This is a genomic window from Streptococcus sp. Marseille-Q5986 (genome assembly GCF_946902915.1).
GTDB lineage: Bacteria > Bacillota > Bacilli > Lactobacillales > Streptococcaceae > Streptococcus.
Window position 1 is genome coordinate 1 of the sequence record NZ_CAMPPY010000011.1, and the last position, 13,588, is coordinate 13,588.

Annotated in this window: 23 protein-coding genes; all 23 read left to right on the forward strand. The window is 39.3% G+C overall.

The window, feature by feature from the left end:
• Positions 1 to 228: 228 nt before the first annotated feature.
• Positions 229 to 498, forward strand: a complete 270-nt coding sequence (gene blpJ / locus OVN21_RS10170; protein WP_001093248.1) for a bacteriocin-like peptide BlpJ — start codon at positions 229 to 231, stop codon at positions 496 to 498.
• 69 nt (positions 499 to 567) lie between these two features.
• Positions 568 to 795 carry a Blp family class II bacteriocin gene (locus tag OVN21_RS10175; RefSeq protein ID WP_138337556.1) on the forward strand — a complete coding sequence of 76 codons (228 nt, stop codon included), beginning with the start codon at positions 568 to 570 and terminating at the stop codon, positions 793 to 795.
• Between the two features lie 51 nt (positions 796 to 846).
• The gene (locus OVN21_RS10180) at positions 847 to 1,221 is read left to right on the forward strand and encodes an immunity protein (protein WP_267248329.1); all 375 of its coding nucleotides are present in this window, start codon (positions 847 to 849) and stop codon (positions 1,219 to 1,221) included.
• Between the two features lie 5 nt (positions 1,222 to 1,226).
• The gene (locus OVN21_RS10185; protein WP_267248330.1) at positions 1,227 to 1,445 is read left to right on the forward strand and encodes a hypothetical protein; all 219 of its coding nucleotides are present in this window, start codon (positions 1,227 to 1,229) and stop codon (positions 1,443 to 1,445) included.
• Between the two features lie 305 nt (positions 1,446 to 1,750).
• Complete coding sequence (locus OVN21_RS10190) at positions 1,751 to 2,080, forward strand: immunity protein (RefSeq protein WP_267248331.1); 330 nt, start codon at positions 1,751 to 1,753, stop codon at positions 2,078 to 2,080.
• A 154-nt stretch (positions 2,081 to 2,234) separates the two neighbouring features.
• The gene (locus OVN21_RS10195; protein WP_267248332.1) at positions 2,235 to 2,456 is read left to right on the forward strand and encodes a leucocin A/sakacin P family class II bacteriocin; all 222 of its coding nucleotides are present in this window, start codon (positions 2,235 to 2,237) and stop codon (positions 2,454 to 2,456) included.
• Positions 2,456 to 2,752, forward strand: a complete 297-nt coding sequence (locus OVN21_RS10200; RefSeq protein ID WP_267248333.1) for a bacteriocin immunity protein — start codon at positions 2,456 to 2,458, stop codon at positions 2,750 to 2,752. Before OVN21_RS10195 ends, OVN21_RS10200 begins: the two co-directional genes overlap by 1 nt.
• 157 nt (positions 2,753 to 2,909) lie before the next feature.
• Entirely contained in the window at positions 2,910 to 3,140 is a 231-nt protein-coding gene (gene blpU / locus OVN21_RS10205) for a bacteriocin-like peptide BlpU (protein ID WP_267248334.1), read from the forward strand.
• A 2-nt stretch (positions 3,141 to 3,142) separates the two neighbouring features.
• Positions 3,143 to 3,262, forward strand: a complete 120-nt coding sequence (locus tag OVN21_RS10210) for a PncF family bacteriocin immunity protein (RefSeq protein ID WP_001829206.1) — start codon at positions 3,143 to 3,145, stop codon at positions 3,260 to 3,262.
• A 359-nt stretch (positions 3,263 to 3,621) separates the two neighbouring features.
• A complete protein-coding gene (locus OVN21_RS10215) occupies positions 3,622 to 3,870 on the forward strand; it encodes a garvicin Q family class II bacteriocin (RefSeq protein WP_267248335.1) in 249 nt (82 codons plus the stop codon).
• A 3-nt stretch (positions 3,871 to 3,873) separates the two neighbouring features.
• Entirely contained in the window at positions 3,874 to 4,173 is a 300-nt protein-coding gene (locus tag OVN21_RS10220; protein WP_267248336.1) for a bacteriocin immunity protein, read from the forward strand.
• A gap of 77 nt (positions 4,174 to 4,250) precedes the next feature.
• On the forward strand, positions 4,251 to 4,478 hold the full coding sequence (locus tag OVN21_RS10225) for a Blp family class II bacteriocin (RefSeq protein WP_267248357.1): 228 nt from the start codon (positions 4,251 to 4,253) through the stop codon (positions 4,476 to 4,478).
• Positions 4,479 to 4,956: 478 nt separating this feature from the next.
• Positions 4,957 to 5,205 (forward strand): immunity protein BlpZ, encoded by a 249-nt coding sequence (blpZ, locus tag OVN21_RS10230; RefSeq protein WP_267248337.1) that lies wholly within the window; start codon positions 4,957 to 4,959, stop codon positions 5,203 to 5,205.
• Positions 5,206 to 5,231: 26 nt separating this feature from the next.
• Positions 5,232 to 5,843, forward strand: a complete 612-nt coding sequence (locus tag OVN21_RS10235; protein ID WP_267248338.1) for a CPBP family intramembrane glutamic endopeptidase — start codon at positions 5,232 to 5,234, stop codon at positions 5,841 to 5,843.
• Positions 5,844 to 5,991: 148 nt separating this feature from the next.
• Positions 5,992 to 6,786, forward strand: a complete 795-nt coding sequence (gene ccrZ / locus OVN21_RS10240) for a cell cycle regulator CcrZ (protein WP_267248339.1) — start codon at positions 5,992 to 5,994, stop codon at positions 6,784 to 6,786.
• A complete protein-coding gene (gene trmB / locus OVN21_RS10245) occupies positions 6,783 to 7,418 on the forward strand; it encodes a tRNA (guanosine(46)-N7)-methyltransferase TrmB (RefSeq protein WP_267248340.1) in 636 nt (211 codons plus the stop codon). The genes ccrZ and trmB overlap by 4 nt, the downstream gene beginning before the upstream one ends.
• A gap of 126 nt (positions 7,419 to 7,544) precedes the next feature.
• Complete coding sequence (gene rimP, locus OVN21_RS10250) at positions 7,545 to 8,024, forward strand: ribosome maturation factor RimP (RefSeq protein ID WP_267248341.1); 480 nt, start codon at positions 7,545 to 7,547, stop codon at positions 8,022 to 8,024.
• Positions 8,025 to 8,067: 43 nt separating this feature from the next.
• Positions 8,068 to 9,204, forward strand: coding sequence for a transcription termination factor NusA (gene nusA / locus OVN21_RS10255; protein ID WP_267248342.1), 1,137 nt, complete (start codon positions 8,068 to 8,070; stop codon positions 9,202 to 9,204).
• A gap of 21 nt (positions 9,205 to 9,225) precedes the next feature.
• Positions 9,226 to 9,519: an RNase P modulator RnpM gene (rnpM, locus tag OVN21_RS10260; RefSeq protein WP_267248343.1), complete on the forward strand. Its 294-nt coding sequence runs from the start codon at positions 9,226 to 9,228 to the stop codon at positions 9,517 to 9,519.
• Positions 9,512 to 9,811, forward strand: coding sequence for a YlxQ-related RNA-binding protein (locus OVN21_RS10265; protein ID WP_261266181.1), 300 nt, complete (start codon positions 9,512 to 9,514; stop codon positions 9,809 to 9,811). Before rnpM ends, OVN21_RS10265 begins: the two co-directional genes overlap by 8 nt.
• A 16-nt stretch (positions 9,812 to 9,827) precedes the next feature.
• On the forward strand, positions 9,828 to 12,629 hold the full coding sequence (gene infB / locus OVN21_RS10270) for a translation initiation factor IF-2 (protein ID WP_267248344.1): 2,802 nt from the start codon (positions 9,828 to 9,830) through the stop codon (positions 12,627 to 12,629).
• Positions 12,630 to 12,796: 167 nt separating this feature from the next.
• Positions 12,797 to 13,147, forward strand: a complete 351-nt coding sequence (rbfA, locus tag OVN21_RS10275) for a 30S ribosome-binding factor RbfA (RefSeq protein ID WP_020902201.1) — start codon at positions 12,797 to 12,799, stop codon at positions 13,145 to 13,147.
• A 215-nt stretch (positions 13,148 to 13,362) separates the two neighbouring features.
• Positions 13,363 to 13,545 (forward strand): hypothetical protein, encoded by a 183-nt coding sequence (locus OVN21_RS10280; RefSeq protein ID WP_267248345.1) that lies wholly within the window; start codon positions 13,363 to 13,365, stop codon positions 13,543 to 13,545.
• Positions 13,546 to 13,588 lie beyond the last annotated feature (43 nt).

The following is a 13,588-nucleotide window of genomic DNA, read 5'->3' on the forward strand; positions in this document are numbered from 1 at the left end:
AAATAGTATAGTAAAACTTTTTATTGCAAGGAGAATAACGAAATTAAGATATTTTAGATACTCAAGATTATTGAAATCTTAGACTAAAAAATAGGTACTGCTACCTTTAAGAAGATAGTAGACGTATATACTTTTTTAAGAAAATCAAAAAGATACTATAAAAAATCTATTTGTTTATTGAATTTAAGACTTTGGTAACAAATTGAAAATAAAAAGGAGGTATTCATCATGAATACAAAAATGTTGTCACAGTTAGAGGTTATGGATACTGAAATGCTTGCGAAAGTTGAAGGGGGGTATAGCTCCACTGATTGTCAAAATGCACTGATTACAGGAGTCACTACGGGAATTATAACTGGTGGAACTGGAGCAGGTTTGGCCACTTTAGGAGTAGCTGGACTTGCTGGTGCATTTGTTGGAGCACACATTGGTGCAATTGGGGGTGGATTAACATGCTTAGGAGGTATGGTTGGTGATAAATTGGGACTAAGTTGGTAAGACTTATAGTAAAATTATGAGGATTCTATTCTGATTTATTTTAGTTTTTTAAAAAAGGAGGTATTCATCATGAATACAAAAATAATGTCACAATTTTCTGTTATGGATAATGAAATGCTTGCTCGTGTTGAAGGTGGAGATAAAGTAGGAGCTGGAGAAGTTGTTCAAGCATTAGGAATTTGTACAATAGGAGGTGCAGCTCTGGGGAGTGTTATCCCAGTTGTGGGAACTCTTGCCGGCGGGGTTTTAGGAGCACAGTTTTGTACAGCGGCTTGGGGAGCTTTTAGAGCAAGTTAAACTTTTAGCGATATAGTAGATTGGAAATAGTAGTAAAAGGAGGCGATTTATATGAAATACAGATTATTTCTTGTTATTTTCTTGAGTAGTATGTTGGATATTCTTTTAGGGACATTTTTGCAAATCTCTAATGTATCGATTGGGTGGATTGTTCTCTACAGTGGCTTGTTCGAAGTAGGAGTTTTCCTTCTTGCTAATAAAGGAGTAACGGTAAAAATCAAGGAAGTAGAAATTCGAAATCGCTTTAAATTTATTTTTGGAAAAACGTTATGGTTTCAAATCCTTTTGCTTATCTTTTTGATGGTCAAACTGTATCTTGGTTTGGATGCGAGGTTGATTTTATTCTATGGATATATTTTCATTGTCTTTAATGCTTTAGTTTATCTTTTGTCTACTAGCCAAATTAATTTAACAAAGAAAGTGTGAAAAGAATGGAACAATCAGTAAATAATTTCATCATTTTACCTGATGAAAAACTAACAATGATAACAGCTGGTGATAAACAACTTGCAGACAGATTTTTAAGTGGAGTAGGTGGTGCAGTTGAGGGGCTTTCGCTTTGTGCGCAGACAATCCCCTTCCCAACCCCGCAGATTTATTTAATTTGTGCAGCTGGTGGGGCGGCAGTTTCAGTTTTATGGCCACATTAGAGAAACCCGATTATTCATATATAACATAAAAAAAGCATCCAGAATCGGTATGAAACCAAGGATTCTAGACGCTTTTCTCTTTTCACCCATTGGGTGCTGTTTTTACTGGAAAAAAGGGAGTTTCTCCTTTATGATATAAGTGCAAAAAATAAAAACAAAAGGGCACTCCAATGCTCAGTATATCAAATAAGTCTATGAAAAACAATACTTTATCACACTTTTCTTTCGATGGTGGAAATCTGATCAATCAAGCTGGTCCTCTGCTTTTCAAATAACTCTTCACAAAGTTGAATCTAAAAGAAATCATGTCAAAACACCTTGTGACCGATGATAAACGACGCTATTATCACTATTCGGATATCGATATTGTCATCCAATTTCTTTTAGTGATTATCAACTTGGTTTTTACTTTAGTTACTGTTAGGATAAGAGAGTTTGAAGATGATGATTTGGTTAGTCCTAGAACCAATCAACTCATGTATATCGGCTTGACAGGTTTTATGTCTATTATTTGTTTGTATAGAGGTATCACTGTAGGAGAATCTTACCAACAACTAATCGCTTATATTGCTACCATTCTCTGCTTGATGATCATGCTTCTGCTCATTTGGAACTTGAAGTATTATAAAAAGTAGAGCTTAATGAAGTATAAAAGAAAAGGGTAAGTGTTTTTGCAATTCAAGACGTTTCGATGACAATTCAAGATTTGGATGAAAAACTTTAACAAATAGTGCTATACTGAAATTGTCAAAGTTGCAACAAGACAAAAATAAAAAAGGAGTATTTGTCATGAATACAAAAATGATGGAACAATTTGAGGTTATGGATACAGAGATGCTTGCGAGTAAAGTAGGAGGAAAAACAATATATTACGGTAATGGTTTATATTGTGATAACTCTAAAGGTTGCTGGGTAAACTGGTCTGAAGCTATAAATAAAATTCTTACTAATTCTATTGTTAATGGATTTTCAGGTGGGAATGCAGATTGGAATTCGGGGGGACCTCTATAATGAGAGGTTTAAAGTGGTTTTCTGGAGGAGTTGAAAGACGCCGTGAAGCTATCATCATATTAGAAAAACTTATTCAAAATATAAAATATGATTCTCAACTTCTCCCTTTGAAAAATATATTGATTTCTTACGAATATGAATTAAAGAAAGGAAGTATATCGATTCCTTATACCCTTAGTCGAATGAACATTGAAATTTCGAATGCATTAATTGAAAATGGACTACATTTATCTGAAATTCAGTCTGATCAGATAAAAAAATTAAGAGAATTATCTAATATTAGATATGGATACTAGGGTGTAGTCCAGGTGATATGTTAATTATAGTTTATGTATTTCTAATATTTTTATTGTGACTCTGGATTTGAGTGAAAAAAATTAAAGCAGTGCTATACTAAACTTGTCAAAGTTGCAACAGGACAAAAAATTAAAAATAAAAAAAGGAGTATTTGCCATGAATACAAAAATGATGGAACAATTTAAGATTATGGATACTGATATGCTTGCTTGCGTTGAAGGTGGTGGTTGCAATTGGGGAGATTTTGCCAAAGCAGGTGTTGGAGGAGGAGCAGCAAGAGGTCTTCAACTAGGAATTAAAACAGGAACATGGCAAGGCGCTGCAACTGGTGCTGCGGGTGGAGCTATACTTGGAGGCGTAGCCTATGCAGCAACATGTTGGTGGTAATTATGGATTTTAAAAGTTTTATTATTGGTTTAGTAGTTGGTATATTTGGCCCTTATATGGATGATTTAATTAGAAAAATATTTTCAAAATCTCCCAAAAAGGATACGGATAGTACCCCCTAAAAAATAAATTTCTCCCCTGTATTTGCTAGCTTAATTTACAGGGGAGTTTCTTTAATTTTGTTTAGCATGTCAAAATGATATGTGATAGCAGAATGAAAAGTCTACAAACAAGTCGGTATCAAGACAATATAAAGAGGAAAGTATGTTTTTCATGCTTGCTTTTTTCAATTTTTTACAATTCAAGACGTTTCGATGCCAATTCAAGATTTGGATGAAAAACTTTACCAAATAGTGCTATACTGAAGCTGTCAAAGTTGCAACTCGACAAAACAAAAAATATTTATCCTTGAACTAGCTTCTCAAGGGTAGACAGAAAAATCTAACTTTGAGGGTCAGTACATAAATAGGAGGTGTTTACCATGGATATAAAAGTAACAGAACATTTTAATACAATTAACTCTAATTCCCTTGCTACTATTAAAGGTGGAGGAAAAGGCGTTTGTAAATTCGTTATGGAAGGAGCAAATGGTTATTCTTGCCGATATCCAAATGGAGAATGGGGATATATTGTAACTAAGAGTAATTTTGAGGCAACGAAAGATGTCATAGTTAATGGTTGGATATCATCATTAGGAGGCAGCTATTTTCTTCGAGGCTATAGAGGATGATTCATGAATAAAAAAACAGAAGAAATTCTCAATAAGGTTTATAATTTGATTTTAGATCCAGAGATTCGTCAAAACGAACGAGATATTTTATTACATTATAAAACTCGATTAGAGAATACAAAAAATGAGCAGAGAGTTGTCATGGAGTTGGCAGAAGCTCTTCGCCAACAAGCTGTTAGTAGTATTCATAGTCATAAATCATTGAGTCCAAAGGCTGCAACATTTTATAAAGAAATTGCGGCATATGGACAATTGAGTAAAAATCTAGCTCAAGGATTAATTTCTTTGGGGATAACGATATAAGGAAAAATGAGTATAATAAACTCATCGAGCTTTTAACAAGATAAAACAATTCATATAAATGTAAGGAGGTATTCATGATGAATACAATGGTGAAACAATTTGAAGTAATGGATGAAGTAATGCTATCCAATATTGAAGGTGGCGGTTGGATAAAATGTGGACTTGGTGTAGTTGGAGGGGCGTTGACTACAGGAATTGCTGGTAGTGCCGTGGGAACTGTAACGCTACCTATCATTGGTACTGTATCTGGGGCTGCTGTTGATTTTTGGGGCGGAGCGGCAACTGGTGCTGCTACATTCTGTTAAAAATCGTTCTTCATTACTAAGCTGAATTTAGTTGGAATGGAGTAAATAATTATGAACAAGAAAAAGGTAGTTTCAACTATAGTATTGTTAGTATTTCTTATAGTGTCAGTGGCTAATTTTTTTAGAGACTTAACCCCATTACTATTTATTTTAAATATTATTGGTCTGTTTTGTTTTTTAGTGTTAACATACGTTAATATAAAAGAGATGCTCTTAAATAGAAGTAAATGATGATTTGGTTAGTCCTAGAACCAATCAAGTCATGTTCATCGGATTGACAGGTTTTATGTCTATCATTTGTTTGTATAGAGGTATTACATCAGGAGAATCCTACCAACAAATAATCGCTTATATTGACGCTGTTCTCTGCTTGATTGTCATATTTTTACTCATTTGGGGTTTGAAGTATTATAAAAAGTAGGAAATCACATTCTGCTTAATCTGGGACTAGTCTATAGCCTGGCAAGAGGAGGTCATCATGTATAAACACTTATTTTTCCTAGATTCAAAAACCTTAGACTGGTTGACACCCTATATTCTAGTCTTGGCTTCTGACACCATTGCCTTTAATGTTTTTGTGCTCACCTTTGTATCTGTTGTGATCTTTTATTTTCTGAATCCCATGCTAGCATTTATGGCTATATTCTTAGGGGCTGGCTATGTGGTCGGATTTTGGCTACTCAAATGGTTTGTTTTGGAAAGACTAGATCTAAAGGATGACTTGTAGGGAAGTTTGGTGAGGAGGATAGTTTTATGGAGTTTTTTGATAAATTTCATGCCTTGTGCTTTGGATTTTTAGTACTAATCATCGTCATTACAGTTCCTTATACGATTAACCATGGGGATTTTTTTCAAAATGAATCTGCATTGATTATTGTAAGTCTTCTTGTAACCTCGCTGAGTGTTGTTTATGCTAGAAAGTTTGAAATGATTTCTTTTGGGATATTAAGCAAGAAAGAACTTTTGCTTTTCATTGCCATCTTTCTTCTAAGTGTACTTGAGACGCTAGTTTATATTCATTTCTTCGCTGTTTCTTCTGGCGCGGGAGTTCAACACTTGGCGGAAGTCAGCAGAGGAATTTCCCTGTCTTTGATTTTGACTACCTCAGTTTTTGGTCCCATCCAGGAGGAACTCATTTTCAGAGGACTTCTTCAAGGTGCGGTTTTTGACAATTCTTGGTTAGGGCTTGTGCTAACTTCCTCTCTCTTTTCTTTTATGCATGGACCTTCTAATGTCCCTTCGTTTATTTTTTATCTACTTGGGGGATTATTGCTGGGTTTTGCTTATAAAAAGAGCCAAAACTTATGGGTTTCTACTCTAGTCCATATGTTTTACAACAGTTGGCCACTCTTATATTATTTATAAAAATTATGAAAAGGTAAGTAGAAGATTGTGCTTGCCTTTTCTTTCTATAATGATACCCAAGCTTTTCTTTGAGAATCGGGTGTGGAGCGGTTGACGAATAGGCCAAAAACTAGTAGAATAGTAAGGAAACTTTATACGGAGGAAAGAAATGGATTTGGGTGATAATGAGCTAACACTGACCCCCATACCTGGGAAGAGTGGCAAGGCTTATATGGGTAGCTATCCTGATGGGAAGCGTATCTTTGTAAAAATGAACACCTCTCCAATCCTACCTGGTCTAGCTAGAGAACAAATTGCTCCACAATTATTATGGAGTCGCCGTTTGGCAGATGGGCGTGATATGTGTGCTCAAGAATGGTTGACAGGCAAGATATTGACCCCCTATGATATGAATCGTAAGCAAATCGTCAATATTTTAACCCGTCTGCATCGCTCACGTCCTTTGATGACACAGTTGAGTCGTTTGGGATATGCCAAGGAAACACCTGTAGATTTACTGCAGTCTTGGCAAGAAACGGCTCCAGATGCTTTGCGTAAAAATCATTTTATCAGTGAAGTGATGGCTGATTTACGTCAGACTATTCCAGGATTTAGAGAGGACTATGCGACCATTGTCCATGGAGATGTACGACATAGTAATTGGATTGAGACAGACAGTGGCTTGATTTATTTGGTGGATTGGGATTCAGTTCGCTTGACCGACCGCATGTTTGACGTGGCCCACATGCTCTGCCATTATATTCCAGAACATCAGTGGAAGGAATGGTTGACCTACTACGGTTACAAGTACAATCAAACGGTATTAACTAAATTGTATTGGTATGGTCAATTGTCTTATTTGAGCCAGATTTCCAAGTATTATATGAACCAAGATTTAGAAAATGTCAATCGGGAGATTCATGGCTTGCGTCACTTCCGAGACAAGCATGGAAAGAGAAGATGAGAGTTAGAAATCGTAAAGGGGCGACAGAATTACTAGAGGCAAATCCCCAGTATGTGGTCCTCAATCCCTTAGAAGCCAAGGGGAAATGGCGGGACTTGTTTGGCAATGACAATCCCATTCATGTGGAAGTTGGAAGTGGAAAGGGTGCCTTTGTTTCAGGTATGGCAAAACAAAACCCTGACATCAACTATATCGGGATTGATATTCAAAAGTCTGTTTTGAGCTACGCCTTAGACAAGGTGCTTGAAGTTGGAGTACCTAATATCAAGCTCTTGTGGGTAGATGGTTCTGATTTGACAGACTATTTTGAAGACGGCGAGATCGATCGCTTGTATCTGAACTTTTCAGATCCATGGCCGAAAAAACGCCATGAAAAGCGTCGTTTGACTTACAAGACCTTCTTGGATACCTTCAAGCGTATCTTGCCTGAAAATGGAGAAATTCATTTCAAGACGGATAACCGTGGCTTGTTTGAGTACAGCCTAGTGAGCTTTTCTCAGTATGGCATGAAGCTCAACGGTGTTTGGTTGGACTTGCATGCCAGTGATTTTGAAGGCAATGTCATGACAGAATACGAGCAAAAATTCTCAAAAAAGGGTCAAGTTATCTACCGAGTTGAGGCAGAATTTTAAGAAATAGCCTGAAATCAGGCTGTATAAGTGCTTTTGCTTTACATCAGTTGGCAAACGTGCTATACTAAGGGTAAGAATATGAGAAAGTGAGGCGGGGAAATATCTTCGCCTCTTGCTTATGAGGAGGTGGACATAATCGCAACAATCGTAGAATTAGTCAGAGAAGTTGTAGAACCTGTCATAGAAGCACCTTTCGAGCTCGTGGATATCGAGTATGGAAAGATTGGCAGTGACATGATTCTCAGTATTTTTGTAGATAAACCTGAAGGAATTACCTTGAACGACACGGCAGACTTGACAGAAATGATCAGTCCTGTCCTAGACACCATCAAGCCAGATCCCTTCCCAGAACAATATTTCCTAGAAATTACCAGTCCAGGCTTGGAACGTTCTTTAAAAACCAAGGATGCCGTTGCTGGAGCGGTTGGGAAATACATCCATGTCGGGCTCTACCAAGCCATCGATAAGCAAAAGGTCTTTGAAGGAACCTTGTTGGCCTTCGAAGAGGACGAGTTGACTATGGAATATATGGATAAGACGCGTAAGAAAACTGTCCAAATTCCATACAGTTTAGTATCAAAAGCACGTTTAGCAGTAAAATTATAGAAAAAGAAAGGATAGCTTTTGAGGATTCAAAAGTGAAGAAAACATGAGTAAAGAAATGCTAGAGGCCTTCCGCATTTTGGAAGAAGACAAGGGAATCAAAAAAGAAGATATCATCGACGCAGTAGTAGAGTCGCTTCGTTCCGCTTATCGCAGACGTTATGGTCAATCAGACAGCGTAGCTATTGATTTCAACGAAAAAACAGGTGACTTTACCGTTTATACTGTTCGTGAAGTGGTTGATGAAGTATTTGATAGCCGTTTGGAAATCAGCTTGAAAGATGCTCTTGCCATTAATTCAGCCTATGAACTTGGTGATAAAATTAAGTTTGAAGAAGCACCTGCTGAGTTTGGTCGTGTAGCAGCCCAATCTGCCAAACAAACCATCATGGAAAAAATGCGCAAGCAAACACGTGCCATCACTTACAATACTTACAAAGAGCATGAACAAGAAATCATGTCTGGTACTGTAGAGCGCTTTGACAACCGCTTTATTTATGTCAACCTTGGTAGCATCGAAGCCCAATTGTCAAAACAAGACCAAATACCTGGTGAAGTTTTTGCTTCTCATGATCGTATTGAAGTTTATGTCTACAAGGTTGAAGACAACCCTCGTGGTGTGAACGTCTTTGTTAGTCGTAGTCATCCAGAAATAATCAAACGCTTGATGGAGCAAGAAATTCCAGAAGTTTATGACGGAACTGTTGAAATCATGAGCGTGGCTCGTGAAGCTGGTGACCGTACGAAGGTTGCAGTTCGTAGCCATAATCCAAACGTGGATGCTATCGGAACAATCGTTGGACGTGGTGGAGCCAATATCAAGAAGATTACTAGCAAATTCCACCCAACTCGCTACGATGCTAAGAGTAATCGTATGGTACCAATCGAAGAAAATATCGATGTTATCGAGTGGGTAGCAGATCCAGCTGAATTTATCTACAATGCCATCGCTCCTGCTGAAGTTGACCAAGTTATTTTTGACGAAAACGACAGCAAACGTGCCTTGGTGGTTGTTCCTGATAACAAGCTTTCTCTTGCTATCGGTCGTCGTGGACAAAACGTGCGCTTGGCGGCTCACTTGACTGGTTACCGTATCGATATCAAGTCTGCTAGCGAATTTGAAGCCATGGAAGAAGCTGGTTCGGTAGATTTGGAAGCAGAAAACGATACTGTAGAAGAATAAAAGCTGCTAGAGGAGGGAAAGATGAAAACGAGAAAAATCCCTTTGCGCAAGTCTGTTGTGTCTAACGAAGTGATTGATAAGCGTGATTTGCTCCGCATTGTCAAGAACAAGGAAGGGCAAGTCTTTATCGATCCGACAGGCAAGGCCAATGGCCGCGGCGCTTATATCAAACTAGACAATGCAGAAGCCCTAGAGGCGAAAAAGAAGAAGGTCTTTAACCGTAGTTTTAGCATGGAAGTAGATGAAAGCTTTTATGACGAGTTGATCGCTTATGTAGATCGCAAAGTGAAAAGAAGAGAGTTAGGACTTGAATAAGCAAAAGATAAGCAATCTCTTGGGACTTGCTCAGCGAGCAGGGCGGGTCATATCGGGTGAAGAATTGGTGGTCAAGGCCATTCAAGACGGTAAGGCCAAGTTGGTCTTTCTAGCCCATGATGCTGGACCCAATCTGACCAAGAAGATTCAGGATAAAAGTCATTATTATCAAGTAGAAATTGTAACCGTGTTTTCAACACTGGAATTAAGCATAGCAGTCGGAAAATCAAGAAAGGTTTTGGCTGTAACAGATGCTGGATTTACAAAGAAAATGAGGTCTCTTATGGAATAGAAGAGGAGGACATGATTTGTCTAAGAAAAGATTGTACGAAATCGCAAAAGAACTTGGAAAAGAAAGTAAGGAAGTTGTAGCGCGTGCAAAAGAGTTGGGCTTGGATGTGAAAAGCCACTCATCAAGTGTGGAAGAAGCTGTCGCTGCAAAAATCGCTGCCAGCTTTAAGTCCGCAGCTGCTCCGAAAGAAGAAGCAAAACCTGCAGCCCCAAAAGCAAGTGCAGAAAAGAAAGCCGAAAAGTCTGAACCAGTAAAACCAGCTGTAGCCAAGGAAGAGGCAAAACCAGCTGAGCCAGTCGCTCCGAAAACAGAAAAAGTAACGGCTAAACCGCAAAGTCGTAATTTCAAGGCTGAGCGTGAAGCACGTGCTAAAGAGCAGGCAGAACGACGCAAGCAAAATAAGGGCAATAACCGTGACCAACAACAAAACGGAAACCGTCAGAAAAACAACGGTCGCAATGGTGGAAAACAAGGTCAAGGCAACCGCGACAATCGTCGCTTTAATGACCAAGCTAAGAGACAGCAAGGTCAGCAAAATCGTGGAAACAATCGTCGTCAGCAAGAGGACAAACGTCCAAATCAAGCGGCTCCACGTGTTGACTTTAAAGCCCGTGCAGCAGCCTTAAAAGCAGAACAAAATGCTGAATATGCACGTTCAAGTGAGGAACGCTTCAAGCAGTATCAAGCTGCTAAAGAAGCCTTGGCTCAAGCTAACAAACGCAAGGAACCAGAGGAAATCTTTGAAGAAGCAGCTAAGTTAGCTGAACAAGCGCAACAAGCACAGCAAGTTCAAGCAGTGGTTGAAGTCGTCCCTGAGAAAAAAGAACCTGCAGTGGATACACGTCGTAAAAAACAAGCTCGACCAGACAAAAATCGTGACGATTATGATCATGAAGAAGATGGTCCTAGAAAACAACAAAAGAATCGAAGTAGTCAAAATCAAGTGAGAAATCAAAAGAATAGTAACTGGAATAACAACAAAAAGAACAAAAAAGGTAATAACAAGAACAACCGTAATCAAGCTCCAAAACCTGTTACGGAGCGTAAATTCCATGAATTGCCAACAGAATTTGAATATACAGATGGTATGACCGTTGCGGAAATCGCAAAACGTATCAAACGTGAACCAGCTGAAATCGTTAAGAAACTCTTTATGATGGGGATTATGACCACACAAAACCAATCCTTGGATGGAGAAACCATCGAACTCCTTATGGTGGATTACGGTATCGAAGCCAAACAAAAGGTTGAAGTGGATAATGCCGATATCGAACGTTTCTTTGTCGAAGATGGGTATCTCAATGAAGATGAATTGGTTGAGCGTCCACCGGTTGTAACGATCATGGGACACGTTGACCATGGTAAGACAACCCTTTTGGATACCCTTCGTAACTCTCGTGTTGCGACAGGTGAAGCAGGTGGTATCACTCAGCATATCGGTGCCTACCAAATCGTGGAAAATGGCAAGAAGATTACCTTCCTTGATACACCAGGACACGCGGCCTTTACATCTATGCGTGCGCGTGGTGCATCTGTTACCGATATTACTATCTTGGTTGTAGCGGCCGACGACGGGGTTATGCCTCAGACTATCGAAGCCATCAACCACTCAAAAGCAGCCAACGTTCCAATCATCGTAGCTATCAACAAGATTGATAAACCAGGTGCCAATCCAGAACGTGTTATCAGTGAATTGGCTGAGCATGGGGTTATGTCAACTGCCTGGGGTGGAGATTCTGAATTTGTTGAAATCTCAGCTAAATTTAACCAAAATATCGATGAACTCTTGGAAACAGTCCTTCTTGTAGCTGAAATCCAAGAACTCAAGGCAGACCCAACAGTGCGTGCGATCGGTACCGTTATCGAAGCGCGCTTAGATAAAGGAAAAGGTGCGGTCGCAACCCTTCTTGTACAACAAGGTACCTTGAATGTCCAAGACCCAATCGTTGTCGGAAATACCTTCGGTCGTGTCCGTGCTATGACCAATGACCTTGGTCGTCGTGTCAAGGTAGCAGGTCCATCAACACCAGTTTCTATCACAGGTTTGAACGAAGCGCCTATGGCGGGTGACCACTTTGCTGTCTACGAAGATGAAAAGTCTGCGCGTGCAGCAGGTGAAGAGCGTGCCAAACGTGCCCTCATGAAACAACGTCAAGCTACCCAACGTGTCAGCCTTGAAAACCTCTTTGATACGCTTAAAGCTGGTGAACTCAAATCAGTTAACGTTATCATCAAGGCCGACGTACAAGGTTCTGTTGAAGCTCTTTCTGCCTCACTTCAAAAGATTGATGTGGAAGGTGTGAAAGTGACCATCGTTCACTCGGCAGTCGGTGCCATCAACGAATCTGACGTGACCCTTGCCGAAGCTTCAAATGCTTTCATCGTTGGTTTCAACGTACGCCCTACACCACAAGCTCGTCAACAAGCAGAAGCTGACGATGTTGAAATTCGTCTCCACAGCATTATCTATAAGGTTATCGAAGAGATGGAAGAAGCTATGAAAGGGATGCTTGACCCAGAATTCGAAGAAAAAGTTATCGGTGAAGCAGTTATTCGTGAAACCTTCAAGGTGTCTAAAGTGGGAACCATCGGTGGATTCATGGTTATCAACGGTAAGGTTACCCGTGACTCTAAAGTCCGTGTTATCCGTGACGGTGTCGTTATCTATGACGGCGAACTCGCAAGCTTGAAACACTACAAAGACGACGTGAAAGAAGTTACAAACGGTCGTGAAGGTGGATTGATGATTGACGGCTACAATGATATCAAGACTGATGATGTGATTGAGGTCTATGTCATGGAGGAAATCAAACGATAATAGAGAAACGATAGCTCATTTGACTCGTCGTCAACAGCGCCTTGATGAACCTCAAGTTCTATCTAAGGCTTGTTTCCTAGATTCAAATGGCTCTAGTTCCTCTATCTAAATAGAAATAGCTAGGTCTGCTGGCCTAGCTTTTGGTTCAAAGTAGAGAAAGGAATATCATGGCAAATCATTTCCGTACGGATCGTGTGGGCATGGAAATCAAGCGTGAAGTCAATGAGATTTTGCAAAAGAAAGTCCGTGATCCGCGTATCCAAGGTGTGACCATCACAGATGTTCAGATGTTGGGTGACTTGTCTGTTGCCAAGGTTTACTACACCATTTTAAGTAACCTTGCTTCGGATAACCAAAAAGCTCAAATCGGGCTTGAAAAAGCAACTGGTACCATCAAACGTGAACTTGGTCGCAATTTGAAATTGTACAAAATCCCAGATTTGACCTTCGTCAAAGATGAATCCATTGAATATGGAAACAAGATTGACGAGATGCTACGTAATCTGGATAAAAATTAAGAAAGAGGGGACACCCTCTTTTTTGGTGGAGAAATGGCAATAAAAAATACTGGGGAATCTTTCTAGAGTAAAAAATTGTTAAAAAGCTTTATAAAGCTTAGCTTGTATGATAGTATAGAAATTAGAAAGAGTGAGATGAAATGATTTCTTATCAATAACTAGCTAGTCTGGTATAGCAATTAGCTAGAAACTGCAGCTAGACGAGGGAAGGTAATATGGGACTCATAAAAATTCTAGCCAAGACTTACGGGAATTACTTTTTCGTGATGCAAAGCGTCAAAGTTCTGAAGAACATGAAAAAAGACGACAATGCTCTAGTAGGTTTCGGGAAAGTACTGCTTGCTGCCAAGCTGATGGATGTAGGCCAGTGGCTCGCAAAACCAGAGGATAAGGAATAACTTGAAATGAAAGAAACTAGCAGGAACACCGCTGCTAGTTTTT